At 70.2% G+C, this 26,410-nt stretch carries 22 protein-coding genes and 3 pseudogenes; 15 read left to right on the top strand and 10 right to left on the bottom strand.

Annotated elements, in window-relative coordinates; all coding sequences use genetic code 11:
• Nucleotides 1-63: 63 nt before the first annotated feature.
• Nucleotides 64-609: pseudogene (locus tag IEJ02_RS15805) on the bottom strand (alpha/beta hydrolase fold domain-containing protein); the annotation flags it as partial.
• Here IEJ02_RS15805 and IEJ02_RS15800 point away from each other — a divergent pair.
• Nucleotides 610-837 (top strand): annotated as a pseudogene (locus IEJ02_RS15800) (TetR/AcrR family transcriptional regulator); the annotation flags it as partial.
• A 108-nt stretch (nt 838-945) separates the two neighbouring features.
• On the opposite strand, the gene IEJ02_RS15795 reads toward IEJ02_RS15800, so the two are convergent.
• From IEJ02_RS15795 to IEJ02_RS15780, 4 genes are all read right to left on the bottom strand, one after another.
• The gene (locus IEJ02_RS15795; protein WP_191065471.1) at nt 946-2,211 is read right to left on the bottom strand and encodes a sigma-70 family RNA polymerase sigma factor; all 1,266 of its coding nucleotides are present in this window, start codon (nt 2,209-2,211) and stop codon (nt 946-948) included.
• Nucleotides 2,201-2,422 (bottom strand): hypothetical protein, encoded by a 222-nt coding sequence (locus IEJ02_RS15790; RefSeq protein ID WP_191065470.1) that lies wholly within the window; start codon nt 2,420-2,422, stop codon nt 2,201-2,203. Before IEJ02_RS15790 ends, IEJ02_RS15795 begins: the two co-directional genes overlap by 11 nt.
• Nucleotides 2,423-2,500: 78 nt before the next feature.
• Nucleotides 2,501-2,707: a DUF397 domain-containing protein gene (locus tag IEJ02_RS15785; RefSeq protein WP_191065469.1), complete on the bottom strand. Its 207-nt coding sequence runs from the start codon at nt 2,705-2,707 to the stop codon at nt 2,501-2,503.
• A gap of 4 nt (nt 2,708-2,711) precedes the next feature.
• Complete coding sequence (locus IEJ02_RS15780; RefSeq protein ID WP_191065468.1) at nt 2,712-3,593, bottom strand: helix-turn-helix domain-containing protein; 882 nt, start codon at nt 3,591-3,593, stop codon at nt 2,712-2,714.
• A gap of 193 nt (nt 3,594-3,786) precedes the next feature.
• Between IEJ02_RS15780 and IEJ02_RS15775 the strand changes: the two genes are divergently transcribed.
• Genes IEJ02_RS15775 through IEJ02_RS15750 form a run of 6 tightly spaced genes read left to right on the top strand, consistent with a single transcriptional unit; the run spans nt 3,787 to nt 8,918 of the window.
• A complete protein-coding gene (locus tag IEJ02_RS15775; protein ID WP_223863891.1) occupies nt 3,787-4,299 on the top strand; it encodes an ATP-binding protein in 513 nt (170 codons plus the stop codon).
• Nucleotides 4,296-4,592: a putative ATP-grasp-modified RiPP gene (tgmA, locus tag IEJ02_RS15770; protein WP_191065467.1), complete on the top strand. Its 297-nt coding sequence runs from the start codon at nt 4,296-4,298 to the stop codon at nt 4,590-4,592. Before IEJ02_RS15775 ends, tgmA begins: the two co-directional genes overlap by 4 nt.
• A 4-nt stretch (nt 4,593-4,596) precedes the next feature.
• Complete coding sequence (tgmB, locus tag IEJ02_RS15765; protein ID WP_191065466.1) at nt 4,597-5,562, top strand: ATP-grasp ribosomal peptide maturase; 966 nt, start codon at nt 4,597-4,599, stop codon at nt 5,560-5,562.
• The gene (locus tag IEJ02_RS15760; RefSeq protein ID WP_317985806.1) at nt 5,559-6,767 is read left to right on the top strand and encodes a methyltransferase domain-containing protein; all 1,209 of its coding nucleotides are present in this window, start codon (nt 5,559-5,561) and stop codon (nt 6,765-6,767) included. The genes tgmB and IEJ02_RS15760 overlap by 4 nt, the downstream gene beginning before the upstream one ends.
• Before the next feature lie 54 nt (nt 6,768-6,821).
• Entirely contained in the window at nt 6,822-7,430 is a 609-nt protein-coding gene (locus tag IEJ02_RS15755; RefSeq protein ID WP_191065465.1) for an acyl-CoA-like ligand-binding transcription factor, read from the top strand.
• Between the two features lie 33 nt (nt 7,431-7,463).
• Nucleotides 7,464-8,918, top strand: a complete 1,455-nt coding sequence (locus tag IEJ02_RS15750) for an FAD-dependent monooxygenase (protein ID WP_191065464.1) — start codon at nt 7,464-7,466, stop codon at nt 8,916-8,918.
• 10 nt (nt 8,919-8,928) lie between these two features.
• On the opposite strand, the gene IEJ02_RS15745 is transcribed toward IEJ02_RS15750, so the two are convergent.
• Nucleotides 8,929-9,714 (bottom strand): methyltransferase domain-containing protein, encoded by a 786-nt coding sequence (locus IEJ02_RS15745; RefSeq protein WP_191065463.1) that lies wholly within the window; start codon nt 9,712-9,714, stop codon nt 8,929-8,931.
• Nucleotides 9,715-9,870: 156 nt separating this feature from the next.
• Between IEJ02_RS15745 and IEJ02_RS15740 the strand changes: the two genes are divergently transcribed.
• The 5 genes and pseudogenes from IEJ02_RS15740 (at nt 9,871) to IEJ02_RS15720 (ending at nt 17,020) form a co-directional block, all read left to right on the top strand.
• On the top strand, nt 9,871-11,991 hold the full coding sequence (locus IEJ02_RS15740; protein ID WP_191065462.1) for a bifunctional polysaccharide deacetylase/glycosyltransferase family 2 protein: 2,121 nt from the start codon (nt 9,871-9,873) through the stop codon (nt 11,989-11,991).
• Nucleotides 11,992-12,192: 201 nt separating this feature from the next.
• The gene (locus IEJ02_RS15735) at nt 12,193-13,521 is read left to right on the top strand and encodes an LCP family protein (protein WP_191065461.1); all 1,329 of its coding nucleotides are present in this window, start codon (nt 12,193-12,195) and stop codon (nt 13,519-13,521) included.
• A gap of 104 nt (nt 13,522-13,625) precedes the next feature.
• Entirely contained in the window at nt 13,626-14,522 is an 897-nt protein-coding gene (locus IEJ02_RS15730) for a carbohydrate ABC transporter permease (protein WP_370467051.1), read from the top strand.
• A 251-nt stretch (nt 14,523-14,773) separates the two neighbouring features.
• Nucleotides 14,774-15,358 (top strand): IS607 family transposase, encoded by a 585-nt coding sequence (locus IEJ02_RS15725; protein ID WP_191065460.1) that lies wholly within the window; start codon nt 14,774-14,776, stop codon nt 15,356-15,358.
• A pseudogene (locus IEJ02_RS15720) lies at nt 15,351-17,020 on the top strand (nuclease/transposase family protein). Before IEJ02_RS15725 ends, IEJ02_RS15720 begins: the two are co-directional and overlap by 8 nt.
• Before the next feature lie 255 nt (nt 17,021-17,275).
• On the opposite strand, the gene IEJ02_RS15715 reads toward IEJ02_RS15720, so the two are convergent.
• Nucleotides 17,276-18,301, bottom strand: coding sequence for an ATP-dependent 6-phosphofructokinase (locus tag IEJ02_RS15715; RefSeq protein ID WP_191065459.1), 1,026 nt, complete (start codon nt 18,299-18,301; stop codon nt 17,276-17,278).
• Nucleotides 18,302-18,510: 209 nt separating this feature from the next.
• Here IEJ02_RS15715 and pta point away from each other — a divergent pair, with 209 nt between their 5' ends.
• The 3 genes from pta (at nt 18,511) to pyk (ending at nt 23,293) form a co-directional block, all read left to right on the top strand.
• Complete coding sequence (pta, locus tag IEJ02_RS15710) at nt 18,511-20,628, top strand: phosphate acetyltransferase (RefSeq protein ID WP_191065458.1); 2,118 nt, start codon at nt 18,511-18,513, stop codon at nt 20,626-20,628.
• Nucleotides 20,625-21,770: an acetate kinase gene (locus IEJ02_RS15705; RefSeq protein WP_191065457.1), complete on the top strand. Its 1,146-nt coding sequence runs from the start codon at nt 20,625-20,627 to the stop codon at nt 21,768-21,770. The genes pta and IEJ02_RS15705 overlap by 4 nt, the downstream gene beginning before the upstream one ends.
• Nucleotides 21,771-21,865: 95 nt before the next feature.
• A complete protein-coding gene (gene pyk, locus IEJ02_RS15700) occupies nt 21,866-23,293 on the top strand; it encodes a pyruvate kinase (protein ID WP_191065456.1) in 1,428 nt (475 codons plus the stop codon).
• A gap of 121 nt (nt 23,294-23,414) precedes the next feature.
• Here the strand turns inward: pyk and IEJ02_RS15695 are convergent, their stop codons facing one another.
• The 3 genes from IEJ02_RS15695 to IEJ02_RS15685 form a co-directional block, all read right to left on the bottom strand.
• Nucleotides 23,415-24,770, bottom strand: coding sequence for a hydrogenase expression protein HypF (locus IEJ02_RS15695; RefSeq protein WP_191065455.1), 1,356 nt, complete (start codon nt 24,768-24,770; stop codon nt 23,415-23,417).
• Nucleotides 24,748-25,278 carry a DUF6114 domain-containing protein gene (locus tag IEJ02_RS15690; protein WP_137979617.1) on the bottom strand — a complete coding sequence of 177 codons (531 nt, stop codon included), beginning with the start codon at nt 25,276-25,278 and terminating at the stop codon, nt 24,748-24,750. Before IEJ02_RS15690 ends, IEJ02_RS15695 begins: the two co-directional genes overlap by 23 nt.
• 136 nt (nt 25,279-25,414) lie before the next feature.
• Nucleotides 25,415-26,032: a DUF6230 family protein gene (locus tag IEJ02_RS15685; protein WP_191065454.1), complete on the bottom strand. Its 618-nt coding sequence runs from the start codon at nt 26,030-26,032 to the stop codon at nt 25,415-25,417.
• Nucleotides 26,033-26,410: the final 378 nt, after the last annotated feature.

Below are 26,410 nucleotides of genomic sequence, written 5' to 3'. Positions count from 1 at the left end.
TTGGTCCGTGGTGGTCCTGGCACGTGGTGGTCCGGGCCTGGGACAAGCGCCCGGTCTTTCTCCTCATGCGGCGAGGGAGGCCCGGAGAAACGCAAGGATCTCCCTCCGCGCGGCCTCGGCCTGCGGCACCACGCCCGGCAAGCTGAGGAACGCGTGCCCCGCTCCGGGGTATTCGGCCAGCCGCGCGGGCGTTCCGGCCGCTCGCAGGCGTTCGGTGTAGCGGCGGCCGTGGTCGGCGATCGGGTCGTGGGTCGGCACCACCACGAGCGCTGGGGCCAGCCCGCTCAGGGTGTCGGCGTACAGCGGCGACAGCGTGCGAGGGTCGGTTCCGGGTGGCACCGCGAGCCGCTGGAACAGCCGCAGTTGCGGCACGGTGAGGGTGGGGGTGTGGGCGTGCTCGGCGATCGAGGGGTGGTCGAGCATCGTCTCGGTCACATCGACAGCGGGGTTGACCAGCACCTGCGAGGTAAGGCGCGGGCCCGCCTCTCTGGCCCGGAGGGCGGCCAGGGCGCTGATCAACGCGCCACAACTCTCGCCGAACAGGGCCGTGCGCGCCGGGTCGATGCCCCACTGGGCGGCGTGCTGAACCACATGCCGGAGCACGTCCCAGTCGCCGCGCTGATCTCCTCCGAGGGAGGAATCAGTACCCTCACCTCCGACGAGTACGAACAGGGCATGGAACTCTTCCGCGTCGCGGTGCTGGGCGCCGACCCCGAACGCTTCCCCGCCCTGGCCCACTTCGCCCGCGACGTCCGTCCCCTCGGGGCGGACCGCCGCGCCGCGTTCGAAGAGATCCTGGCCGCCCAACTCGCCGACATCGAGGCCGCGATCCCCTGATGTGCCGTCTCGGCCGGTTGGCGGCACGGCGGGCCGCGTGGGCCCGCCGAAGCGCTACCAGCGGGTGTGAACCCGGCCCGCACCGCCGCGCCGTCGAGTGAGTCTCAGTCAGCGTCTCGTCGCCTCAACCCCGGCCCTGTCCCAGGTGAAGACACCGTGGCAGTCGGAATCGGAGTCGGTGCGCCGCACGGTGAGGACCAGGGTCCGGGCCTGCCGCGGGACCTTCCCCGTCAGCGTCCTGGATTCGAGAGCGCCGTGGGTGGTCATGGTGCCGGAGGCGACCTGCCGGGGGCCCGCCGCGATGGACCACCGTACGGAGATGTCATCGAGGCCGCAGGGGTCCAGCCACAGCTGGCCACGCAGGGCCCGGGACGTACCGGCCCCGTCCAGGGCGAGCGTGGTTCTCAGCGGCTCGTCGGTCGAGACGGACCACCACCACTGGTTGCCAGGGCATCGCGGGTAGCCGCTCACCAAGCAGTTCTCCAGGCCCGACCGGTTCAGCGTCGGCTCGGCCCCCGACGCGTAGTCCAATCCGGGGGTGCCGTCGGCGGAACGGCTCACGACGATCAAGACCACGACACACGCGGTAAGGCCCAGGGTCGCGGCGACCGCCAGCCATTCCACCCCGTACGTCATGATCCGCCTGCCCTCCCGCTTCAGCGAGTGGACCAACTTCCCGACGCCGGTGACGAGCAACACCAGGAGGCCGCCCACCCCACTGGCCAACGAGCCCGGAGGATGCACCAGAGCGAACGACACGGCACACGAGAGCAGGAACAACCACAGCAGGAAGAGCCCCACCAACTCGGCACGGAGCTTGGACAGCCCGCGGGCCCGATGTGCCGATACCGTCCCCACCCGCACCCGCATCTGGGCAGCGACATCGGAGCGCGGCAACCCGTGCTCCACCGTTCCCTCGACCGCGCCGCGCTGCAAAGGGGTCAGCCGCTCCTTGGCCGCGGCGATCTCGCTCGCCGTCTCCTGTTGCAGCACCCGATACTCGACCGGGGAGTTCCACTCCTGCTCATGCGCGGTCGGGTACGCCTCGCCGAGCACGGGTACGTCATCGGAAGCCAGGGCCGTCGAGGCGGTCCGACGGCCTTCCCGGGCGGCCCGGCGGATCGCGTTCCAAGCGACCCGGTACGCGTACCGATCGGCCCACCGGATCTCCGTTTTCGCGGTGTGGAGCTCCAGCCAAGCGGACTGGACCACATCGTCGGCGTCCAGCCGGCCCGACGGCACGCCGTGCTGTCTCAGTTGGCGCTCGGCGTAGGCGCGAAGGTCCACCTTCCAAAACCGCCCGTTGTCACGGTCCAGGTCGGCCACGGTCAGGCCATCGGGCCAGGGGCTACCGCCCGCAGCTTCATCGCGCACGCCCGCCGCCCTCCGTCCGGGCCGTCCGCACGTACCACGTCGCGCCGTCCCGCCCGCGCCCTCCCAGCTCAACCCCTTCCGGCGCCCTGGCGGCCGCCGCGGTCAGCCGGGCGCGCCCGCGCAACACCCACACCTCGGCGGCGGCAGCGCCCAGGTGGACCACCAGGGACAAGCCCGCGCCGAGCACCGGAAGAAACAAGGGATCGATCATCACATCGCCTCGCGATCGGACGGCCGCATCCTGATAACGCGGCACACGACCGGTATGGGTCGATGGACACCCGATCCGTTACGCCGACGCGGAACTTTTTTCGTCCAGCCCGTGGCGCACCGCCGCCGTGAAGGTCTCCCACGCGGTGGGGGCGCAGCGGAGTATTCGACCCTCCGGGTCCTTGGAGTCGCGTACCGCCACGACGTGGGGCACGTTCGTGGCCACCTCGACGCACTCCTGCGCTCCGTTGCTGTAGCTCGACTTGCGGAAGTCGAAGGTCATCATGAGCTCACAGTTTCTTGATCAGCGCCCCGATGAAGGCATGGGACTCGGCTTCGGGGAGAGCCATCCTCGCGGTCTCCTCGAACAGCTTTGCGTGTTGGGCGACTCCTTCGCCACCCTCCACCCACGTTTCGGAGAGCGGCAGCTCCATGTAGACCACGTCCATGGCCCCGGGCTCCGCGAACGAGAGGATGTTGAAAGAGCCGGTGAGACTCGCGACGAGTCCGGCGCTGAACGGGAGTACCTGGATGGTGACATTCGGCCGCTCTCCCCAGTCGAGGAGGCTCGACAACTGCTCACGCGCCATCGCGGGCTCGGCCCCGGGAATGCGCAGTGCCGCCTCCGGAATGATGGCCCAGAGGGAGAGTGGCGACTCACCTGAAAGCCTGCGTTGCCGCGCGGCTCTGGAGGCGGCGAACTCCTCCACTCGGTCCGGATGCTCTTCCGGCACGGTCGCTCGGCGCACCGATCGGGCGTAGCCAACGGTCTGGAGCAGGCCCGGAATGAAGGAAACCTGCCACGCCTTGATCGCAGTGGCGGCATTCTCCAGCGGCACGTACTCCTTCATGGTGCCGGTGAACGCGGCCTCGTTCCACCAGCCCTTCGCCTTCCGGCGTTCGCGGTCGATACGCGCCAGTTCCAGCAGCCCGCCGACAGTCGCAGGATCGCTGGCGCCGTACAGCATGCACAGGGCGCGGATGTCCGGGTCCCGGATGGGAACCCACCCGCCCTCCATCTTCGCGACCTTGCCCGTCGAAGCGCTGAGCGCCTTCGCCGCGTGCGTCTGCGTCAGGCCCGCCCTGGTCCGGAGGCTCATCAGCTCGGCGCCCAGTCTCCTCCCCAAGACGCTGGATGTGCTGTTCCCTTGGGTGGACTGACCTTCTGTCACTGCATACCTCTCCTCCGTGATGTGACGCCAGTCTGGAGCGTAGCGGGGCGCCTCGCAATCGAGATCGGTTGAATTTTCCTCAGTGGAGTTGAACCGATCACTATCACGGGGCTACGGTCCGTAATGAACCGCTCGCACAGGGACGTCAGTTGGCGGACGGACTCCGCCCTGCCCTGCCCACTGGAGGTACGCGATGGCATTCGCGCCCCAAGACCCCCGGATCCCGGACCCCAGCGACCCCATCATCAACGAGGGCCGCGTCGACTACGTCCCGACACCGATAAGCGTGACCAGGGCCCGCCAGCACGCCACCCGACTGATCTCCGAGTGGGGGCACCCCGCGCTCGCCGACGACACGGCGCTCATCGTCTCCGAGCTGGCCACCAACGCCATGCGTCACGGACACGTACCCGGGCGGCTCTTCCGCGTCGAGCTCACGCTCACCAAAACCCGCCTGCGGATCGCCGTATCCGACCCCCGGGGCGAACGGCTCCCCCGGCCCCGCCACCCCTCGCCCCGCGACAAGCACGGCCGCGGCCTGCTCATCGTCCGCGCCCTCGCGGACCGCTGGGGCGTCCGCGAACGCACCGTCGGCAAGGAGATCTGGGCCGAGCTGGACACACAAACGAGCCGTAACCAAGGCGAATGGGACCACACTGGTTCCTGCCGCTTCGACCATCGCGAGGAAGAGGACAGCAAGCAGTGACCACGTTCGCGCATCCACGTGAGGCGTTTCCGCTCCTGCCCCCTGGCGAGCGGATTCCGCAGAGCGACGAGGGGCCCTCGGGCTCCACCACGCGCCCATGGATCCTTCGTTTCGCCCGTGTGCCCGACTCGACACAGGCGATCGAGTTGCCAGCGGCTGTCTACGACGAGGGATCGCAGATGTCGGTCGGCCTCTACGACGGCCCGCTGCCGTACATGACGACTCACAGCCCCACCGTCCCCGACGGCAACATGACCAATCCGCCGCCCCTCGACGAGGGTCCGAAGGATTGAGGGCATGCCCACCATCCTCGTGATCGCCGCCTGCGACGACTGGCCGACGGACCGCGTCGTGAACGTACTCACCAATCGAGGGGTGCGGGTATTCCGGATGGACACTGCGGACTTTCCGCAGCGGGCCATCCTCGCTGGGCGCATCGACACCCGACGAGGATGGTGCGGCAAACTCGCCAACTCCCACCGGGCTGTCGAACTCTCGGACATCGAGGCCGTCTACTTCCGCGCCCCCCATCAGTTCCGCCTCGCGGACGGAATGTCCGAGGCCGAACGACGGTTCGCCGCGGCGCAGGCACGCGCGGGGTTCGGCGGAGTGATCTCGGCGCTTGACGCCCGGTGGGTCAACCACCCGGCGGCGATGACGCGCGCCGAGTACAAACCAATCCAGCTCGCGACAGCCCGTGAGTGCGGCCTCGCCATCCCCGCGACCCTCGTGACGAACGATCCCGATGCCGTCAGGGCATTCGCCGAGGACATCCCGAGCCCGATCATCTGCAAACCCGTAGCCTCACCGGTATTCATCGAGGGAAATGAACTCAAGACCGTCTACACCCGGCGCCTCTCCCCGCACGACCTGGTCGATCTACGCGGCATCGACACCACCGCCCACCTCTTTCAGGCCTGGATCGAGAAGGCGTACGAGGTCCGGCTCGCCACCGCGGGCGACCGTCTGCTCGCGGCAGAAGTCCATGCCCGGAGCTCCCGAGGACATGAGGACTGGCGCAGCGACTACGGCTCCCTCACCTATCGCCGGACGGACACGCCCGCGGACGTCGCCGAGGGGGTGCGCCGCCTGATGGGCCGTCTGGGCCTTCGTTTCGCCGCCCTCGATTTCGTCGTCTCGCCATCGGGAGCATGGACGTTCCTGGAGGCTAATCCCTGCGGTCAATGGGACTGGATTCAAGGCGCCACAGGTCTGCCCATCGCCGAAGCCATCGCCGATGAACTGCAAGGAGTACCCACGTGAGTGTCCCCCGCTTCGACGGCCCGCCGCCACGACTGCGCTCCCTGGTCGACGACTTGCAGCGGGCGGGAGCGATCCGTTCGGCCGTCTGGGCCGAGGCGTTCGCCAAAGTGCCGCGCCATGTCTTCGTGCCCGAGTGGTACGGGCAGGAGGCCGACAGCAGGGGTATCACCGTATGGCGCCGGCATGACACGGCGGACCGTGATGCCGCGGTGGACCGTGACGCCTGGGAAGCCGCCGTCTACAGCGACCAGACCCTCGTCACGGCACTCGACCCCGACACCGCCGAACGCGTCGGCGAGCGGGCGTGGACCGGTATTCCGACATCTTCCAGCACACTGCCCAGCCTCATGGCACAGATGCTGGAGGACCTGGACGTGGCGGACGGCCACCGAGTGCTGGAAGTCGGCACCGGCACGGGGTACAACGCCGCACTCTTGTGCGCCCGGCTGGGCGATCGCCTTGTGTACTCCGTCGATGTCTCCCCCGAGCTCGTGGAAGCCGCCCGTGGCCGGCTCGCCTCCGTGGGGTACCGGCCGCACCTCGCCGACGGAGACGGGCAACAGGGCTTCCCGGGGCACCCGGCACCGTTCGACCGGACCATCGCGACCTGCTCGGTCCCCCGTATCCCGGCTGCCTGGATCGAGCAGACGCGACCCGGCGGCGCGATCCTCGCCGACGTGTCCCTGGGCATCGAAGGTGGCCTGGTCCGCCTGACCGTGGACGAAGACGGACGTGCCGTGGGCCACTTCACCACCACAACCGGCCGGTTCATGGCCGCCCGCAGTGACGCGCATGCCTACCGGCACCCCGGGTGGGCGCCTTACGCACCGCAAGGCGGGTCCCGTTCCACCTCGCTCACCGCTGCCGACATCCGGGCGCACTACGCCTTCCGGCTGCTGCTCGCCTTCCACCTTCCCGGCGCCGAGCTGGTCTATCACATGGACGACGACACGGGGGCCATGTCGCTCCAGCTCCAGGGGCGCGACGGCACATGGGCACGCGCGCCGATCGCCGATGAACACACCACCACCGTCACGTACGGCGGGAGCGCCGACCTGTGGCGGCGGGCGGAGGCCGCCTGGCGGTGGTGGAACGACCACGACCGCCCCGCTCAGGACCGTTTCGGCTATGCCCGCGAAGCCGACGGTCACCACTTCGCGTGGCACGTTCCGGACGGACGACATCGCTGGCCTCTCGAACCCTAAAACTTGCGGGGTCCGCACATTTGCGGGGCACGCAAGTTTTGCTACGCTCCCCGCATGGGACTGCGAGAGCGGAAGAAGGCCCAGACGCATGCCGCGCTCAGCTGGGCCGCGGTGCGGCTGACCGTGGAGCGTGGGTTCGACAAGGTCAGGGTGGAGGACATCGCCGAGGCCGCCGGGGTCTCGCCGCGCACGTTCAACAACTACTTCTCGAGCAAGGCCGAGGCGATCGTCTTCCGCCACCTCGACCGCTGTCTGCGCGTCGCGGAGGCGTTGCGCGAACGGCCGGGCGAGCCGCTGTGGGACGCGATCACCGAGTCCGTACTGCGGCAGTTCGCGCCGGACGCGGAGGCGGTCGCCCATCCGCCCGTCGCCGACGCGGAGCGGTGGGCGGAGGGCGTGCGGGTGATGGTCGCCGAGCCGGCCCTGCGGGGCGAGATGTCGCGGGCCGGGGCCACCGCCGAGGCCGAGATCGCGGCGGCCGTCGCGGAACGTACCGGCAGTGACCTGGAGCGGGACCTGTACCCGCACCTCGTCGCCGCGGCGGTCATGGGCGCGGTCAACACCGCCATCGCCCACCATCTCCGCACCGACGCGGCCGTGCCGGTGAGCCGCCTGCTCACGGACGCCCTCGCCCGGTTCGCGGCGGGGCTGTCCACCCCGTAGAGCCCTCAACCAACCTGCCCGGAAAGGGAATCCATGATCGAGGTCGTCATCGCAGGCGCGGGGCCCAACGGCCTGATGCTCGCCTGCGAACTCGCCCTGGCCGGTGTGCGTCCGGTCGTCCTGGAACGACTCACCGAACCCCACGACGCTCAACGCGCCAACGGCCTCGTGGGCCAGGTCGTGCGTCTGCTCGACCGGCGCGGGCTGTACGAGCGGCTGACCGCGCCCCACACCACACCCGAACCGGCGCCCCGCTTCACGTTCGGCGCGTTCCCGCTCGATCTGAGCGATCTGCCGGACAACCCGCTGTACACGCTCATGGTGCCGCAGCGCCGGATCGAGGGCATGCTCGCCGAGCGCGCGGCGGAGCTGGGCGTCGACATCCGCCGTGGCCACGAGGTCATCGGCCTGGCGCAGGGCGAGAAGTCGGTGACGGTCGAGCTGCGCGAACGGGACCCGATCGAGGCGGAGTTCGTGGTCGGCGCCGACGGCGGGCGCAGCGCGGTCCGCAAGCTCGCCGGGATCGCGTTCCCCGGCGTGACGACGGACGACTCGGTGTCGCGCACCGCGCAGGTGAACGTGGCCCCGGACGCCATCGGTGCCGACGGCGGCCTGACCGTGCCCGGTTTCGGCGTCATACCGCCGTTCCAGCATCTGCGGACCGAGCACGGGCTGATCACCTGGGCGCCGTTCCCGGGCCGTGACCCGAGCTTGAGCACCGTGGAATGGGGGCAGCCGGCCGAGGGCGAGGCGTCGCTGGACGAGCTGCGGGCCAGCGCCCGCCGGGTGCTCGGCGCGGACATCGCCGTCGGCCCGCCGACCGGTCCGGAACCGCATCTGATGCGGCGGCTCTTCGGCGGTAACACCCGGATCGCCGAGCGATACCGCGCGGGCCGCGTCCTGCTGCTCGGCGACGCCGCCCATGTGCACTCGGCGATCGGCGGCCCGGGGCTCAACCTGGGACTGCAGGACGCGGTGAACCTCGGCTGGAAGCTGGCCGCCGAGGTGCGCGGCCACGCGGCGGAGGGGCTGCTCGACACGTACGAGTCGGAGCGGCACCCGGCGGCGCGGCGGGTCGCCATGCATACCCAGGCGCAGTCGCTGCTGACCCGGCCGGGCGGCGATGTGACCGCGCTGCGCGAACTGTTCGGCGAGCTGCTGGACCAGCCCACGGCCCGGCGGCACCTCGCGGGGTTGCTCTCCGGCGCGGACATCACCTACGCCATGGGACCGGCCACCGGCCCCCTCGTCGGCCACTGGGCCCCGGACCTCCCGGGCCTGCCCGACCTGACCCGCACCGCTCGCCCCCTCCTCCTGGACCCCACCGGCACCCTCGACCCGGGCCCCTGGTCACCCCACGTCGACACCGCGACCGTCCCCGGCCTCGACACCGCCCTCCTGCTCCGCCCCGACTGCTACATCGCCTGGCAGGGCACCACGAACGACGGTCTGCACGAGGCCCTGGGCACCTGGTTCCGGCCCGTCTGAGGCCGCCCGGCTACGCCTCCGCCACCACCACGTACAGCGTCGCCGAGGCGAAGAACGGGCCGTCGGCGAGGTGGTGCAGCCACTCGGCAGCCTGGTCCTCGGCGAGGTAGCCCGCCTCGACGGCACGGCGGGTGGTGCGCTCGAATCCGAAGACCCGGTCCGCCGCGCGGACATCGCGGAAGACCTGAGTGGCCGGGATGACCTCCGGCACCCGGAACCCGGCACCGGTGGCGAGCCGGGTGAGCTCGCGGCCGATGGTGGCGTTGCGGATCACCCGCTCGGTGATGTGGCGGGTGTAGGCGCGGGAGAGCGCCGGGTCGGGGTGGTCGACGACGAGGGTGTCCCAGTCGGGCTCGGCCATCACCAGCCGCCCGCCAGGCCGCAGGACCCGGTGGAACTCGGCGAGCGCACGGGCCGGGTCGTCCACATGCTGTAGCACCCGGTCGGTGCGGGCGCGGTCCACCGCGGCGTCGTCCAACGGGAGGGCGTGGACATCGCCCCGCCGCAGCTCGACGCACGAACGCGCGGCGCCGCGCGCCGCCGCCGCGTCCAGCATCTCCTGGTCGCGGTCGACCCCGATGACCGTACCGCCGGGGGCCACCGCCTCGGCGAGGGCCGGGAGATCGGCGCCGGGTCCGCAGCCCGCGTCGAGGACGGTCAGCCCTGCCCGAAGCTCGAGGGCGTCCAGCATCCGCCCCTTGTAGTCGCGTCCGGCGTCGCTCGCGGCGAGACGGGTGAGGTAGTCGGCGGACGCGGGCCTGGAGGTCTCGAAGACGGAGGGAACGGGAGAGGTCATACGCGGCAGTCAAGCAGAGCCGCCCCGCGGAGGCGGGCCTTCCGCGTGCCCACTACGCGATCCGGCCACGCGGCGGGGAGCGTCCCGGGAATTCTTATCCATTCACGCTGCTTCACCGGATCCGCCGCGCGCCCGACAACTACGGTGCGACCAACCATGTTTGAGGGCAACCGGTCGAAGAAACGCCAGGAACCACACCACCTGTCCCGGGGAGGTCGACACAAGGCGGCCCGTGATCCGCGCGCGCACTGGCTGCTCCTGATGCTCGTCCTTCCCGTCATGTTCGGCCTGCTGATGTTCCAGGGCTGGACCAACCACGAGGTCGACGCGGCGAAGACGCGGCGGCCGTGCACCAGCCCGGTGCCCCGGGCGCTGGCCGACGGCGGGCCGGTGGTGCAGATCAACGGGGGGCGGGTGCGGACCGTGGGCATGCCCGCCGGGACGGTGGCGCTGACCTACGACGGCGGGCCCGACCCCGTCCAGACGCCGCGCCTGCTGGACCTGTTGCGCCGGTACGACGCGCGGGCCACGTTCTTCGTCTCCGGCGCCAAGGCGGCCCAGTACCCCGACCTCGTACGCCGGATCCGCGCCGAGGGCCATGAGATCGGGTCGAACACCTACACCGGCGCCGACATGGGCACGGCGTCCTCCAGCCGCTCCCGGATGGAGCTGTCCCTGACCGAGTCGGCGCTGGCGGGCTCCGTGGGGGTCCAGCCGAGGCTGCTGCGGCTGCCGCTGACCACCGATGTGGACACGCTGTGCGGCGACGAGTGGCAGGCGGCGCGGCGCGTGGCCGCCGAGGGCTACGCGCTGGTGGCCGCCGACCGGTCGGGCAAGAAGCCCTCGCAGGGGCTGGTCCGGCAGTTCAGCCAGACGGACACCGCGTACCAGGAGACGGAGAAGCTGCTCAAGGACCCGCGCGCCAAGAAGTTCACCACCGTGACCGGCGGGCTCGGCGTGCCCCCGGTCGACGTCCCGGTCTCCGGCCTGGAGCGCTGGGAGGGCAAGGCGCTGATCTGGGTCGCGGCCATCGGCCGGGGCTTCGTGTCCACCATGACGTGGGTGCTGGGGATCGCGGGGGCGCTGGGGGTGCTGCGGCTGCTGATGCTGGTGGTGTTCGCCCGCACCCATGTCCGGCGGCTCACCCGCTTCCGGCCCGGGAAGCAGGTCAACGAGCCGGTGACGGTGCTGATCCCCGCGTACAACGAGGAGGCGGGCATCGAGGCCACCATCCGCTCGCTGCTCGCCTCCACCCATCAGCGGCTGCAAGTGATCGTGATCGACGACGGCTCGACGGACCGTACCGCCGATATCGCCGCGAGCGTCAACGACCGCCGGGTGCTGGTGGTCCGGCAGCCCAACGCGGGCAAGGCGGCCGCCCTCAACACCGGTCTCGTGCACACCAAGCACGACATCGTGGTGATGGTCGACGCCGACACGGTCTTCGAACCGGACGCCATCCACCAGCTCATCCAGCCGCTCGCCCACCCGGCCATCGGCGCGGTCAGCGGCAATACCAAGGTGGGCAACCGGCGCAGTCTGCTGGGCAGGTGGCAGCACCTGGAGTACGTCTTCGGGTTCAACCTCGACCGCCGGATGTTCGAGGTGCTGGAGTGCATGCCGACCGTGCCCGGCGCCATCGGGGCCTTCCGGCGGGACGCGGTGATGGGCGTCGGCGGGGTCAGCGAGGACACCCTCGCCGAGGACACCGACCTCACCATGGCGCTGTGGCGGGCGGGCTGGCGGGTGGTGTACGAGGAGACCGCCGTCGCCTGGACCGAGGTGCCCACCTCGCTGCGCCAGCTGTGGCGGCAGCGGTACCGCTGGGGGTACGGCACGCTCCAGGCCATGTGGAAGCACCGCCGCGCGGTGATCTCGCTGGGCTCGGTGGGGCGGTTCGGCCGCCGGGGGCTCAGCTACCTCACGCTCTTCCAGGTGCTGCTGCCGCTGCTGGCGCCGGTGATCGACCTCTTCGCCCTGTACGGCGCCCTCTTCCTCGACCCCGCTCAGGCGGCCGGGGTGTGGTTCGGCTACCTCGCCATCCAGATGGTCTGCGCCGGGTACGCGCTGCGGCTGGACGGGGAGCGGATGCGGGCGCTGTGGTCCCTGCCGTTCCAGCTCTTCGTCTACCGGCAGCTGATGTATCTGGTGGTCATCCAGTCCGTGGTCGCCCTCCTGCTCGGGACGCGGCTGCGGTGGCACCGCATCCAGCGCTCCGGGACGGCCGCGCAGGCGCTCGGCGAGGCGGCCGCGCACCGGAGCCTGACACCGAGGTGACGTGGGGCGGGGTGACGAGGGCGGTGTGACGTAGCGCGGGATGACCTACGGCAGGATGGCGTACGGCGGGGTGGCGCAAGGCGGGGTGGCGCAAGGCGGGTGACGTACGGCGACCGGTTCCGCGTTCAACGCGGCGCCGAAGTTGTCATACCTCTATGAACGGACGGCGGGCGCCTCCGGCCGCTCGGCAGACTGCCGCCCATGAACGATCGGTTGGACGGGTGGGCCGCCGGGGACCGGCCGTCGGCGCGGGCCTGGGAGATCTCCACGGCGGACACGCAGAGCATCCCCGTGCAGGGGGCTCAGGACCTCTCCGCGCAGGGGGCCCAGGGCATGCCCGCGCAGGGGCCCCGGGGCCTCTTCGCGCAGGGGCCCTCCGCGCCACCGGGTGTCCCCGCGTCCCCCGGCGTGCCCAGCAAACCGGCCCCCTACCGCACGGGCGACGAGACCCGCACCCCCGACCCCGTACCCTCACCCGAGCCCGTACCTCCCCCCGTGCCCACCCCCACCGTCCGGCGCCGCGCCCCCAAGGAACCGCTCAGCCGGCGCCGCCGGATCGTCCGGCTGGCCATCGTGGCGGTCTCCGCGCTGCTCCTCGCCTCCGGCAGCGCCTACGTCTGGGCCGACACCCAGCTCAACCGCGAGGTCGACCTCGGCAGGGCACCGGACCGCCCACCGCCCGGCAAGGGCACCAACTACCTCATCGTGGGCTCCGACAGCCGGGAGGGCCTTTCCGAGGAGGCCAGGAAGAACCTGCGCACCGGCTCGGCCGAGGGCCGCCGCACCGACTCGATGATGGTGCTGCACACCGGCGCCCACGGTTCCACGATGATGAGCCTGCCCCGTGACTCCTGGGTGAACATCCCCGGTTTCGTCCGCCCCGAGACCGGCAGGCGCTACAACCCGTCCCAGAACAAGCTGAACGCGGCCTATTCGATGGGCGGCCCCGATCTGCTCGTCTCGACCATCGAACGCAACACGGGGCTGCGCATCGACCACTACGCGGAGATCGGCTTCGCCGGGTTCGTGGACGTCGTGGACGCGGTCGGCGGGGTGCGGATGTGCGTGGACCGGGACATCAAGGACCCCAAGTCCGGGCTGGACCTGACGAAGGGCTGCCACACCCTCGACGGCGCGAAGGCGCTCGCGTTCGTCCGCCAGCGCAAGCAGGAGGCCAAGGGCGACCTGGGCCGCACCCAGAACCAGCAGAAGTTCCTGGCGGCGCTCGCCAAAAAGGCCGCCACCCCGGGCGTTTTGGCCAACCCGTTCGCCGCCTTCCCGACCGTGCGCGCGGGTCTGGACACGCTCATCGTGGACAAGGACATGGGCCTGCCGACCCTGATGTCCCTGTTCGAGGCGGTGAAGGGCGTCACCTCGGGCAACGGCAAGCAGCTCAACGTCCCGGTGTCCAACACCAACCTCCGCACCTCCAAGGGCAGCGCGGTGCAGTGGGACGTGACGCAGGCGCGGCGCCTCTTCGACCAGCTGCGGAACGACCAGCCGGTGACGATCGCCCCGCAGACGCCGTAAGGCGGGTATGACCCGCGCACGCGTCTTCCCCAACGCGCGTGGCAACCGGTTTCATGGACGGACGCTGATCGACTGCGCTCGCAAGCGCGCGAGGAGGTCCGAGGTTGTCCGCGCTCTCCGCCCGCCCCGCCCGCCCCTGGCCCCGCTCCGCCAAGAGCCGTACCGGCGGCCCCCGCTGGTCCCCTCGGCTGCGCCGCCGGCTGGCCGCCGACGCCGCGCTGCTGGTCGTCGCCGCCGCGTTCCTGCTCCCGCTCGCCTGGCTGGTCCTGGCCTCCATCGACAACGATGCCACCCTGCGGGTCTCGGCGCCCGGCTCGCCCACGCTGGACAACTTCTCGGCGGTGTGGACGGACGAGATCACCTTCACACCGATGCTCAACAGCCTGCTCCTGTGCGGCGGCGCCACCATCCTGACCGTCGCCTGCGCGGCCCTCGCCGCCTACCCCCTCTCCCGCTTCCGCTCCCGCGTCGTGCGCCCGTACCTGCTGACGGTGCTCTTCACCACCTGTCTGCCGATCACCGCGATCATGGTTCCGGTCTACGGACTCTTCGTCCAGGTGGACCTCATCGACACCATGTCCGGCACGGCCCTCTTCCTCGCCGCCTCCCAACTCCCGTTCGCCATCTGGCTGATGAAGAACTTCATGGACGGCGTGCCGGTGATCCTGGAGGAGGCGGCGTGGACCGACGGCGCGTCCTGGCTGCAGAGCCTGACCCGGGTGATCCTGCCGCTGATGGGCCCGGGCATCACGGTCGTCATGATCTACAGCTTCATCATGATGTGGGGCAACTTCTTCGTCCCCTTCATGCTCCTGCTCTCCCCCGAACAACTCCCCGCGTCCGTCTCGATCTTCACCTTCTTCGGCAACTACGGCCAGGTGGTCTACGGCCAGCTGGCCGCCTTCTCGATCCTCTACTCCACGCCCGTGCTCCTGCTCTACGTCCTGATCTCCCGCCGCCTCGGCGGCGGCTTCGCCCTGGGCGGCGCCGTCAAGGGATGACGGCGCCGCCACCGGTCCGGCCGTTGATTCAGCCTCGGGCAAGGTCGGGGCGGTGGGCTTCCCGTCGGCATCGTCAGCACGGATCAGGTATGAGGACGGACTCGGCTCGCGTGGGCAGGTGGCCCCGGCCCAGCGGGCGCCATTGCACAGCCGCCCGGCGAGCCGTTCGGCGGAGGTCTTCATCTGCTGGCCTTCGACCGAAGTCGGGTAAATGAGCGTAACCATGTACGAGTGAGTGTCGTTGTCAGAGCGTGAATCTGACGGAATGGGCGAAGACGCAGGGCGTGCATCCGCAGACCGCGTATCGCTGGTTCCGTGAGGGGACACTGCCGGTACCGGCTCAGCGGGTCGGTCCACGCACGATCCTGGTGAATATCGAGGCCGCTACCACACCAGAGGTGACCGATGGGATCGGTCTGTACGCCCGCGTCTCTTCCCGTGATCAGAAGGCTGATCTGGATCGTCAGGTCGCCCGGCTGACCCGTTGGGCTGCGACGGCTGGTCACCACGTCGTCCGTGTGGAGTCGGAGATCGGCTCCGGCATGAACGGTTCCCGGTCGAAAGCGAAGCGGCTGCTGGCCGATCCTGTCGTGACCTGTCTGGTGGTGGAGCACAAAGACCGGCTCGGCCGCGTGAACGTCGAACTCGTTGAGGCCGCATTGTCCGCCGGCGGGCGGCGTCTGGTGGCGCTCGACGATGGCGAGTCCGATGACGTCGATGATGACCTCGTACGCGACATGGTGAAGGTTCTGACCTCCTTCTGTGCTCGCTTGTACGGTCGACGCTCAGCCAGAGACCGCGCTCGGAAGGCGCTGGAGGCCGCCGAGCATGGTTGACTCCCGGCTGCGCACGATCGATCCGCCGTTCGTCGCTCTCGGGCCTTCGGGCGTGGCGGTCCGCGACCGGCTCAAAGAACTGACAGCCGAGGATGAGAAGGTTCTCCGCGTGGTCGGTGACCTGCTCGGCTCACTCGCGGGGAAAGACCTCAAGGCCCGCGCTGCGGCCGGGCTCGACCACGACAGCGACCAGTGGGCGGAGCGCAAGCGTGCCTTGACCGGACGGTCGTCGTCGCGGTGGGCGGGCAGCATCACGAAGGCGACGCACGATCAGTGGGCACTGGCCCGGCGTTGCCAGCTTGCCCATATCCAGTCCCTCCAGAGGGGTATCGACATGATCGTTCGTCGACTGTCGCTGCCGGTCGGGGCAAAGGGGTCCAAGGGCTCGCCGGGTGGTACCGCTCCCGGCAGGAGTGGTTCGCCAAGTCCCGCCGCCTGCACCTGCTCCAAGACCGGCTGGAGCGTGAGCGGGTCGACCGTGAGACCGGACGCGTGCGAGTAGTGCGTGGCGGAAGGAAGCTACTGCGCAACCGGCACAATCTCCAAGCCGCCCAACTGACCGAGGCCCAGTGGCGCGTGCGTTGGGAGGCCGAGCGCTGGTTCCTCCAGGCCAACGGCGAGTCCGGCAAGCGGTATGGGAACGAGACAATCCCTGTCAGCCCGGACGGTGAGGTGAGCATCAAGCTTCCGGCGCCGCTGGCCGGGCTGGCGAACAGGCCAGGGGGCCGGTACGTGCTGGCCGCGAGAGTGTCATTTCCGCACCGGGGCGAGCAGTGGCGCGATCGCGTCGGGGCGAACCGGGCCGTGGCCTACCGCATCCACGAAGATGCCATTCGCCGACGCTGGTACCTGACGGCGTCGTGGACAATCCCGCCGATCCAGACAGTTCCGCTGGAGACGGCCCGCGCCGGCGGGCTGATCGGCGTGGACACCAACGCCGACCACCTGGCGGCCTGGCGACTGGACGAGCACGGCAACCCGGTCGGCCAGCCCCGCCGGTTCGGCTACGACTTGTCCGGCAGCGCGGACCACCGCGACGCTCAGGTCCGGCACGCGATCATCCGCCTCCTGCACTGGGCCGCACGGCGCAGGATGTCCATCGCGATTGAAGATCTTGATTTCGCAGCGGAGAAGACCCGCGAGAAGCACGGCCACAAGAAGCCGTTCCGCAAGCTGATCTCCGGCATGCCCACCTCCAAGCTGCGGGCACGTCTCGTATCGATGGCAGCCGAGCTTGGTATCACGGTCGTCGCCGTGGACCCGGCCTACACCTCACGGTGGGGCGCCCAGCACTGGCAAAAGCCCCTCACCAGCAAGAACCGGAAGACCACTCGCCACCACGCGGCAGCAGTGGCGATCGGCAGGCGCGCCCTGGGGCACCCGATCCGGCGACGGACGGCACCGCCCCCGCATGACCAGAGCGATCGTGCGGGGCATCGGACCGTCCAGGCCGACGGGGGTACCCCAGGGCGTGAGGGACCCCGCCCCCGCATCCCCGGAGCACGCACACGATGCGCTGACGCCGGGTGCGGCGAGAACGCGAGGAACCAGGACGCCCAACACCGTTCGGGGCGTCCGGCTGAGCACAGGTCCTGGCAACAGGACTCACCGCCGCTCAGCCTTGAGGAACGGTCACGTTCTCGTAGTCGTAGTCCCGGGTGAACTGGGAACGGACGTCCTCCGCGTAGGAGGCCGCCATACGCCTCCAGCCGGTAGAACGGTGAGCCGTCCCGTGCGCTGAGGACCAGCTCTCGCGCGGTGCGTGGCCGCGAGCGGTGGGCTGCTGCGGAGCGCGCGGCAGCCGCACGCCTGCCACCCCCGGATCCCCCCCACCGGGGGCGCGGAGGGAGGAGAAACGTAGGGGCGGGGGTGAGGACAAGAGCCGAAGAGAAAGAGCGGGAGCGAGGGCGTGGGCGATCAGAAGACCGACTCGGCCTCGTCCATCCGGTCCACCGGCACGGTCTTGAGCTCGGTGACCGCGTTGGCGATCGGCACCATCGTGATGTCCGTGCCGCGCAGCGCCGTCATCATGCCGAAGTCGCCCCGGTGCGCCGCCTCCACGGCGTGCCAGCCGAAGCGGGTGGCCAGCACGCGGTCGTACGCGGTGGGCGTGCCGCCGCGCTGCACATGCCCCAGGATGACCGGGCGGGCCTCCTTGCCCAGGCGCCGCTCCAGCTCGGCCGCGAGGCGGTTGCCGATCCCGGTGAACCGCTCGTGGCCGTACTGGTCGATCTCGCCCTTCTGGTACTCCATGGAGCCCTCGGCCGGGTGCGCGCCCTCGGCGACGCAGATGACGGCGAACTTCTTGCCGCGGGCGAACCGCTCCTCGACCATCTTCACCAGCCCGTCGACCTCGAAGGGCCGCTCCGGCAGGCAGATGCCGTGGGCGCCGCCGGCCATCCCGGACTCCAGCGCGATCCAGCCCGCGTGGCGCCCCATGACCTCGACGACCATCACCCGCTGATGGGATTCGGCGGTGGTCTTCAGCCGGTCCATGGCCTCGGTGGCGACGCCGACGGCGGTGTCGAAGCCGAAGGTGCGGTCGGTGGAGGAGATGTCGTTGTCGATCGTCTTCGGGACGCCGACGATCGGGAGCCCGGCCTCGGAGAGCATCCGCGCCGCGGTGAGGGTGCCCTCGCCGCCGATCGGGATCAGCACGTCTATCCCGTAGTCGCGGGCGTGGTCCTTCGAGGTCTCGCACGCCTCGCGGAGCCGGGCCCGCTCCAGCCGGGAGGAGCCGAGGATGGTGCCGCCGCGGGCGAGGATGCCGCTGACGGCGTCGAGGTCCAGCTTGCGGTGACGGCCGTCGAGGAGCCCCTTGAAGCCGTCCTCGAACCCGATCACCTCGTCTCCGTGGCCGGCGACCGCGCGGTGCACCACCGACCGGATCACAGCGTTGAGGCCGGGGCAGTCGCCGCCTGCGGTGAGAACTCCGATGCGCATCGTGCTGTGTCTCCTGCTCCCTACGGGTAGATGTGAGCCAGTCCGATTGTTTCATGGGCGGGGTGGTGCTGTATCCCCCGAGCGACAAGCGCCTTAATCACGGTCGCAGGTATTGTCAAGAGGACTGGGCCGGTCAATGTGGCCAATTTGTGTCCGATGAGCGCACATCACGAAAACACCGACGAACGCCAGAGGAACGGAGAGCACGCGTGACACGCAGCGTGTACGTGACCGGAGTCGAGCGTGGCGACGGACGCCAGGTCGTGGAGCTGGGAGTCATGGAGCTCCTGACCCGCCATGTCGACCGGGTCGGCGTCTTCCGCCCCCTGGTGCACGACGACCCCGACCGCCTCTTCGACCTGCTGCGGGCGCGCTACCGGCTGAGCCAGTCGCCGGAGTCCGTCTTCGGCATGACGTACGAGGCCGCGGCCACGCTCCAGGCCGAGCGGGGCACCGACGAGCTGGTCTCGCAGCTGGTCGGCCGCTTCCACGAGGTGGCCGACGCGTATGACTACGTCCTGGTGCTGGGCAGTGACTACGCGGCCACCAGCCTCCCCGACGAGCTGGGGCTGAACGCACGGCTGGCCAATGAGTTCGGCGCCTCGGTGATCACGGTGGTCGGCGGTCAGAAACAGACCGCCGAGTCGGCCGGCGCCGAGGCCCACAACGCCTACCGCGCCTATGAGGGGCGGGGCTGCGACGTGGTCGCGGTGGTCGTCAACCGGGTGGCGCCCGCGGACCGCGCGGCCATCGCCGAGCGGCTGGCCGCCAAGCTGCCGGCCCCCAGCTATGTGCTGCCCGAGGACGGGTCGCTGTCGGCGCCCACCGTCTCCCAGATCGTCCGGACCCTGGGTGCCGAGGTGCTGCTCGGCGATCACACCGGGCTCTCCCGGGACGTGCGGGACCTCGTCTTCGGCGGCGCGATGCTGCCGACCTTCCTGCCCGCGCTGACCGAGGGCTGCCTGGTGGTGACGCCCGGGGACCGCGCGGACCTGATCGTCGGCGCGCTCGCCGCGCACAGCGCGGGCGCCCCGCCGATCGCCGGGGTGCTGCTCACCCTGGACGAGCGGCCGGGCCCTGACATCCTGGCGCTGGCCTCGCGGCTGGCCCCGGGGACCCCGGTGGTGTCGGTGGCGGGCGGGTCCTTCCCGACGGCGGCCGAGCTGTTCGCCATCGAGGGCAAGCTCACCGCGAGCGCGCCGCGCAAGGCGGAGACCGCGCTGGGTCTCTTCGAGAGGCATGTGGACACCGCGGCGCTGACCGAGCGCATCTCGGTGGGCCGCTCCAGCCGGGTCACTCCGATGATGTTCGAGCGCGAGCTGATCGAGCGGTCCCGGTCCCACCGCCGCCGGGTGGTGCTGCCCGAGGGCGCGGAGGAGCGGGTGCTGCGCGCCGCCGACGTACTGCTCCGCCGCGATGTGTGCGATCTCACACTGCTGGGCGAGGAGGAGGCGGTCCGCAAGCGCGCCGCCGAGCTCGGCATTCAGCTCGCCGAGGCTCAGATCATCGATCCGCAGACCTCCCCGCTGCGGGAGCGCTTCGCCGAGGGCTACGCGAAGCTGCGCGCCCACAAGGGCGTCTCCTACGAGCTGGCGTACGACGTGGTGGCCGACGTGTCGTACTTCGGCACCCTGATGGTCCAGGAGGGGCTGGCCGACGGCATGGTCTCGGGCGCGGTCCACTCCACCGCCGCCACCATCCGGCCCGCCTTCGAGATCATCAAGACCGCCCCGGGCGCCCAGATCGTCTCCTCGGTGTTCTTCATGTGCCTGGCCGACCGGGTGCTGGTGTACGGCGACTGCGCGGTCAACCCCGACCCGGACGCCGAGCAGCTGGCCGACATCGCCATCCAGTCGGCGACGACGGCCGCCCAGTTCGGGGTGGAGCCGAGGATCGCGATGCTGTCGTACTCCACCGGCACCTCGGGCTCCGGCGCGGACGTGGACAAGGTCCGCAAGGCGACCGGGCTGGTCCGCGAGCGCCGCCCGGACCTGCTGGTGGAGGGCCCGATCCAGTACGACGCGGCGGTGGACGCCGCGGTGGCGGCGACCAAGCTGCCCGAGTCCGAGGTGGCGGGCAAGGCCACCGTGCTGATCTTCCCGGACCTGAACACCGGCAACAACACCTACAAGGCCGTGCAGCGCTCGGCGGGCGCCATCGCGGTCGGCCCGGTGCTCCAGGGCCTGCGCAAGCCGGTGAACGACCTGTCCCGGGGGGCACTCGTGCAGGACATCGTCAACACCGTCTCGATCACCGCCATCCAGGCCCAGTCCCCGGCGATCGCCACCTCCCCGACGTCCCCGACACAGAAGGCGCAGTCCGCGTGAACGGCTCCCGAGTCCTCGTCCTCAACTCAGGCTCCTCGTCCGTGAAGTACCAGCTGCTGGACATGGCCGACGGCTCCCGTCCGGCCTCCGGCATCGTGGAGCGCATCGGCGAGGGCCCCGTCACCGACCACGCGGCGGCCCTCAAGCAGGTGTCCGACGAGCTGGCCGCCAAGGGCCTGGGCCTCGACTCGCCCGAGCTGGCGGCGGTCGGCCACCGGGTGGTGCACGGCGGCACCCGGTTCACCGAGCCGACCCTGATCACCGACGAGGTGGTCGAGGAGATCGAGAAGCTGATCCCGCTGGCCCCGCTGCACAACCCGGCCAATGTCACGGGGATCAAGGTGGCCCGCGACCTGCGCCCGGACCTGCCGCAGGTCGCGGTCTTCGACACCGCGTTCCACTCCACCATCCCGGAGGCGGCGGCGCGCTACGCGATCGACGTGGAGACCGCCGACCGCTGGGGGGTGCGGCGCTACGGCTTCCACGGCACCTCGCACGCGTATGTCTCCCGGGCCACCGCGGAGCTGCTGGGCAAGGAGCCCGCGGAGGTCAACACGATCGTGCTGCACCTGGGCAACGGGGCCAGCGCCTCGGCGGTGCGAGGCGGCCGGTGCGTGGAGACCTCGATGGGGCTGACCCCGTTGGAGGGCCTGGTGATGGGTACCCGTTCCGGGGACATCGACCCGGCGGCGATCTTCCATCTGTCCCGGGTGGGCGGCATGTCGACCGATGAGATCGACACGCTGCTCAACAAGCGCAGCGGGCTGGCCGGGCTGTGCGGGGACAACGACATGCGCGAGATCGGCCGCCGGATGGGCGAGGGCGACCAGGCCGCCCAGCTCGCCTTCGACATCTACATCCACCGACTGCGGAAGTATGTGGGCGCGTACGCCGCGGTGCTCGGGCGGGTGGACGCCATCGCGTTCACCGCCGGTGTGGGGGAGAACTCCGCGGCGGTACGGGAGGCGGCGATGCGCGGCCTCACCGCGTTCGGCATCGAGGTGGACGGCGTCCGCAACGCGCTGCGCTCCGCCACGGCGCGGCTGATCTCCACGGAGGCCAGCCGGGTCGCGGTGGCCGTGGTGCCCACCGATGAGGAGCTGGAGATCGCCAGCCAGACGTATCACCTGGTCAGCGCCTAGGGGGCTGCTGATGGATCCCCCAGGTTCCGGTTCCGCTCCGCTGTGCCCTTGACTGAAATATTCCGCTCCGAAACAAACCCGATAGGATCCGCCTCATGCGCCGTTCCAAAATCGTCTGCACCCTGGGCCCCGCCGTCGACTCCTACGACCAGCTGAAGTCCCTGATCGAGGCCGGGATGAACGTGGCCCGGTTCAACATGAGCCACGGAAGCCACCCGGAGCATGAGGAGCGGTACCACCGCGTCCGTAAGGCGTCCGAGGAGACCGGGCACGCGGTCGGCGTCCTCGCCGACCTCCAGGGCCCCAAGATCCGTCTGGAGACCTTCAAGGACGGCCCGGTGGAGCTGGTCCGCGGGGACGAGTTCATCATCACCACCGAGGACGTGGACGGTGACCGGACCATCTGCGGCACCACCTACAAGGGGCTGCCGGGCGACGTCTCCAAGGGCGACCAGGTCCTGATCAACGACGGCAACGTCGAGCTGCGGGTCACCGCCGTCGAGGGCCCGCGGGTGCGGACCATCGTCATCGAGGGCGGGGTGATCTCCGACCACAAGGGGATCAACCTGCCGGGTGCGGCGGTCAATGTGCCCGCGCTGTCCGAGAAGGACATCGAGGACCTGAAGTTCGCCCTGCGGATGGGCTGCGACATGGTCGCCCTGTCCTTCGTCCGGGACGCGGCCGACGTCCGGGACGTCCACCGGATCATGGACGAGGTGGGCCGCCGGGTACCAGTGATCGCCAAGGTGGAGAAGCCGCAGGCGGTCGCCAACATGACCGAGGTCGTCGCGGCCTTCGACGGGGTGATGGTGGCCCGTGGTGACCTCGCGGTGGAGTATCCGCTGGAGAAGGTCCCGATGGTGCAGAAGCGGCTGATCGAGCTCTGCCGCCGCAACGCCAAGCCGGTGATCGTCGCGACCCAGATGATGGAGTCGATGATCACCAACTCCCGGCCGACCCGCGCCGAGGCGTCCGACGTCGCCAACGCGATCCTGGACGGCGCCGACGCGGTGATGCTCTCCGCCGAGTCCTCGGTCGGCTCCTACCCGATCGAGACGGTCAAGGTGATGTCCCGGATCGTCCAGGCCGCCGAGCAGGAGCTGCTCTCGCGCGGGCTGCAGCCGCTGGTGCCGGGCAAGAAGCCGCGCACCCAGGGCGGTTCGGTGGCCCGCGCGGCCGCCGAGATCGCCGACTTCCTGGGCGCCAAGTCGCTGGTGGCCTTCACCCAGTCCGGCGACACCGCCCGCCGGCTCTCCCGCTACCGCGCCCAGCAGCCGATCCTGGCCTTCACCACCGACGCCGCCACCCGCAACCAGCTCACGCTGAGCTGGGGCGTGGAGTCCTTCGTGGTGCCGTATGTCGAGCACACCGACGCGATGGTCGACCTGGTGGACGCCGAGCTGCTGAAGCTGGGCCGCTACGCCGAGGGCGACACCATGATCATCACCGCCGGTTCGCCCCCCGGCGTCCCCGGCACCACCAACATGGTCCGGGTGCACCACCTGGGCGGCGCGAACCAGTAAGCGCCGAACGGGCCCGTCACGCGTCCGTGGGCACCGTCTCCAAGTGGAGGCGGTGCCCACGGACGTTTCCCTCCTCACGGAGGGGTGTGCGGCTCCCGAACGGGTCGGTGGTGTCGCGGGATCACTCCCCGGTCTTGAACAGGTGCATACCCGGCACGGTCAGATCGCCACCGAACTGACCGGCCTGTGTGACGGTGACATCGGTGAAGAACACCTCGGGGATGTTCACCGGCGGCGGGCTCTTGGGGTTGAAGGTGATCGGGATGAGCCCCAGGAGGTTCCCCTTCAGCTCCTCGGTGTACATGGTCACCGTGCCGTTGCGAATGGTCGAGGTGGACCCCTCGCGCGCCTGCACATGCGTGGTGGTCCCGGCCGGGCCCACCACCAGCTGGTGGAGGTCCTTGATGTCCACGCCCGAGGCGGTGAACTTCAGGACCTTCTTGATCTGGCCCCCCTGCGTCTTGACCTCCACGATGCCCTTGTAGTCCAGGCCGTGCAGGGTCAGCAGCGTGCTCTTGAGGGTCCAGGGGTCCTCGGGCAGCAGGCTCGGGGTCGGGTCCGTCTCGGCGTTCTCGTACGCGTCGGCGTCGAACTTCGGGCAGGGGAACGGCTCCTTGCCGTCCGCGCCCTTCGAGGCGGACGCGGAGGGCTTGGGAAGCGCCTTGTCCGCCTTGTCCTTGGCGTCGTCGACGGTCTTGCCCACCTCGTCCGCGGTGTCCTTGACGCCCTTGCCCACCTTGTCCACCGTGTCCTTGACCGGATCGGTGGGCTTGCCGGAGGACTTGGACGGGGACGGCGACGGCGACGAGCCGGGCTCGGCGCTGGAGGACGGGCTCGGCGAGGCGCTCGGCTCGGCGGACTCCTCCCCGCCCTTGTCGTCGGGCGTGAAGATGTCGTGGAGCGTGTCCCCCAGTCCCAGCGGGTCCAGGGGGTTCTTGGACTTCGACGGGCTCGGCGAGGCCGAGGGCTCCTTCTCGTCCCCGGCGTCGGACGACGGAGCGGAGGAGGACGGGGACGGCGTGGGAGCGGCCTTGTCGTCCCGGGACCCCGCCTGGCCGTCCGAGGACTCCTCAGAGCCCTTGGAGCCGTCCCGGGAGCCCTTCTCGGACGAACCCTTGGAACCCTTGGAGTCCTTGTCCTTGGAGCCCTTGGCGTCCTTGTCCTGGCTCTGGGAGTCCGAGGCGTCCTTGCCGCCCTTGGCGTCCTTGTCCGCCTCGTCCGGCTGGGACACACACGGTCCGGGCTTGTAGCGGTCCTCGGGCCGGGGGTTGGCCGAGGCGAGCTGCGGGGTGAGCCCCATGCCCATCAGCACGGCCGTCGGCATGGCGGCCAGCGCTATGGCCTTGCCGGCGGGCACCTGAAGGCGGGTGAGGACCGACTTCTTCGGTGCCGCGTGCCGTGGGCCGGTTCTGACCCGGCGTGCGCTCACTCCCTCCGGCTGCTCGGGTCGGTCTTCACCCCGCACGGTGCCTCCCATTCGTGGCTTCCTGGTCCGGCGCGGACCCGGCCCCGGCCGGCTCCGGCACGTCTCCACCGTTCCCGTCGTCCTCTGACGCGTTTCCCGGCCCCTCGGCCGGCTGCGCGGAGGGAGCCTCCCCGGGGGCCCAGGCGATGCTCATGCCGCCGCCGAACAGCGCGAGCAGGAATCCCATCAGGAAGCCGCCGAAGTTCGAGACGGGGATCGACACCAGACCGAGCAGGATCGTGGCGACTCCGGCGAACACCCGCACCATGGGCTGGAACCACATGGTCAGGCCCAGGACCACCAACAGCACCCCGATGATCAGCGAGGCCGATCCGGCGGTGGTGGACATGTTGATGGTGAATCCACCGGCGTTGAGGTCGTTGTACGGGAAGTACATGATCGGTACGCCCGCCAGCAGGCTCAACAGCCCCGCCCAGAACGGGCGCTGCCAGCGCCATGCCCTGAAGGACTCCCGCAGGCGGCTGATACGGTCACTCGCCCCCGGCGACTCGGCACTCATTGAAAACAGCTCCCTGGGGCTGGCGATCGGTGTGATCGCGGTTGTTCTACAGCGGTACTAGCGTGGCGCATACCCGCTGCGGGTCGATGCCCGGGTGAGGGGCAGCACCGCGGCCCCCCACCCTTGGCTCAGCTGATCAGAAGCACTCGTTCTTGCCCTTGCTGACCTTCATCGAAAGGCCGGAGAGCTTGAACGTGCCCGCGCTGGTCGCCCAGGCGGTCTGCTTCACACCGGTCAGCGTGGCGGAATCGGACTGCTGGCCGAACGAACCGGGATCGGCCGCGTCGCCCTTGTTGATCCCGGGACCCTTGTGGGCGTCACCGGCCGCGACACCGATGTCGATGCCGCGGAACGTGGCGTCCGCGTTGAGCTGATCGAGATCGATGAAGAGGTTCTTGGCCTCAACCCGCTTGCTGCCGTTGCCGGCCGTCAGCTTCAGCGACACATCGCCGAAGACCGGAACCGGGATCACGACGGACTGGCACAGGCCCTTGAGCTTCGCGCTCTTGAACGCCGACACCGCGACGGGGACCTTCTTGCCCCCGTGCTGGGTGTCAAGCGCGCCGTACTGCGCGAACCCGGTGCCGTCGAGCCGGTCGACCGAGACCTTGAACTGCTGACCGGACACGTTGAACGAGGCCGCGAGCGCACCCTGGGACAGGGCGACGCCGATCGCGGCCGTGGCAGCAACGCTCGGCACCATGACAACGGCGAACCGCTTCCATCTGGTGCCGCCACGAGCCACGGACTCCATGACTTTCCTCCTTCTCGGACGTACATCTCCGGCCGGGGCGGGGCCCCGGACCTGGGATGGGAGAAGTGCTACGTCCTCGGGAAGGAGAGCGCCCACGTCTCACAGGCGCACACCGCACCCGAAACACCGGCGATCACCCCCGAGCGACAACCACTGGCCACGCAATCTCGCGCAACCTCCTGGACAGGCCCTGCCGTGTGGGCAGAGACCCCCCTGTCCACGGTCGGCGCCACTGCCGCCGACCTGCCCGGTGGGGACCCAACCACACCGACGCGCCGACCGGATGCCGAGCTACGGGGGGATGGACCGAGCTTGGCCGATCGTGGTCCATTCCCGGCCCGGGCACAAGGGGTTCGTTACTAGCGAGTAACGGACGGA

This window comes from Streptomyces sp. 5-10 (assembly GCF_014712245.1).
Classification (GTDB): domain Bacteria; phylum Actinomycetota; class Actinomycetes; order Streptomycetales; family Streptomycetaceae; genus Streptomyces; species Streptomyces violaceusniger.
This window is presented reverse-complemented; position numbering and strand designations above follow the sequence as displayed.

Bases quoted from the DNA above. Each gene is read 5' to 3' on its own strand.
- IEJ02_RS15790 (WP_191065470.1), bottom strand. From the start codon at position 2,422: ATGATCGATCCCTTGTTTCTTCCGGTGCTCGGCGCGGGCTTGTCCCTG.
- IEJ02_RS15785 (WP_191065469.1), bottom strand. From the start codon at position 2,707: ATGATGACCTTCGACTTCCGCAAGTCGAGCTACAGCAACGGAGCGCAG.
- IEJ02_RS15775 (WP_223863891.1), top strand. From the start codon at position 3,787: ATGGCATTCGCGCCCCAAGACCCCCGGATCCCGGACCCCAGCGACCCC.
- tgmB (WP_191065466.1), top strand. From the start codon at position 4,597: ATGCCCACCATCCTCGTGATCGCCGCCTGCGACGACTGGCCGACGGAC.
- IEJ02_RS15755 (WP_191065465.1), top strand. From the start codon at position 6,822: ATGGGACTGCGAGAGCGGAAGAAGGCCCAGACGCATGCCGCGCTCAGC.
- IEJ02_RS15750 (WP_191065464.1), top strand. From the start codon at position 7,464: ATGATCGAGGTCGTCATCGCAGGCGCGGGGCCCAACGGCCTGATGCTC.
- IEJ02_RS15745 (WP_191065463.1), bottom strand. From the start codon at position 9,714: ATGACCTCTCCCGTTCCCTCCGTCTTCGAGACCTCCAGGCCCGCGTCC.
- IEJ02_RS15740 (WP_191065462.1), top strand. From the start codon at position 9,871: ATGTTTGAGGGCAACCGGTCGAAGAAACGCCAGGAACCACACCACCTG.
- IEJ02_RS15735 (WP_191065461.1), top strand. From the start codon at position 12,193: ATGAACGATCGGTTGGACGGGTGGGCCGCCGGGGACCGGCCGTCGGCG.
- IEJ02_RS15715 (WP_191065459.1), bottom strand. From the start codon at position 18,301: ATGCGCATCGGAGTTCTCACCGCAGGCGGCGACTGCCCCGGCCTCAAC.
- pyk (WP_191065456.1), top strand. From the start codon at position 21,866: ATGCGCCGTTCCAAAATCGTCTGCACCCTGGGCCCCGCCGTCGACTCC.
- IEJ02_RS15695 (WP_191065455.1), bottom strand. From the start codon at position 24,770: ATGGGAGGCACCGTGCGGGGTGAAGACCGACCCGAGCAGCCGGAGGGA.
- IEJ02_RS15690 (WP_137979617.1), bottom strand. From the start codon at position 25,278: ATGAGTGCCGAGTCGCCGGGGGCGAGTGACCGTATCAGCCGCCTGCGG.
- IEJ02_RS15685 (WP_191065454.1), bottom strand. From the start codon at position 26,032: ATGGAGTCCGTGGCTCGTGGCGGCACCAGATGGAAGCGGTTCGCCGTT.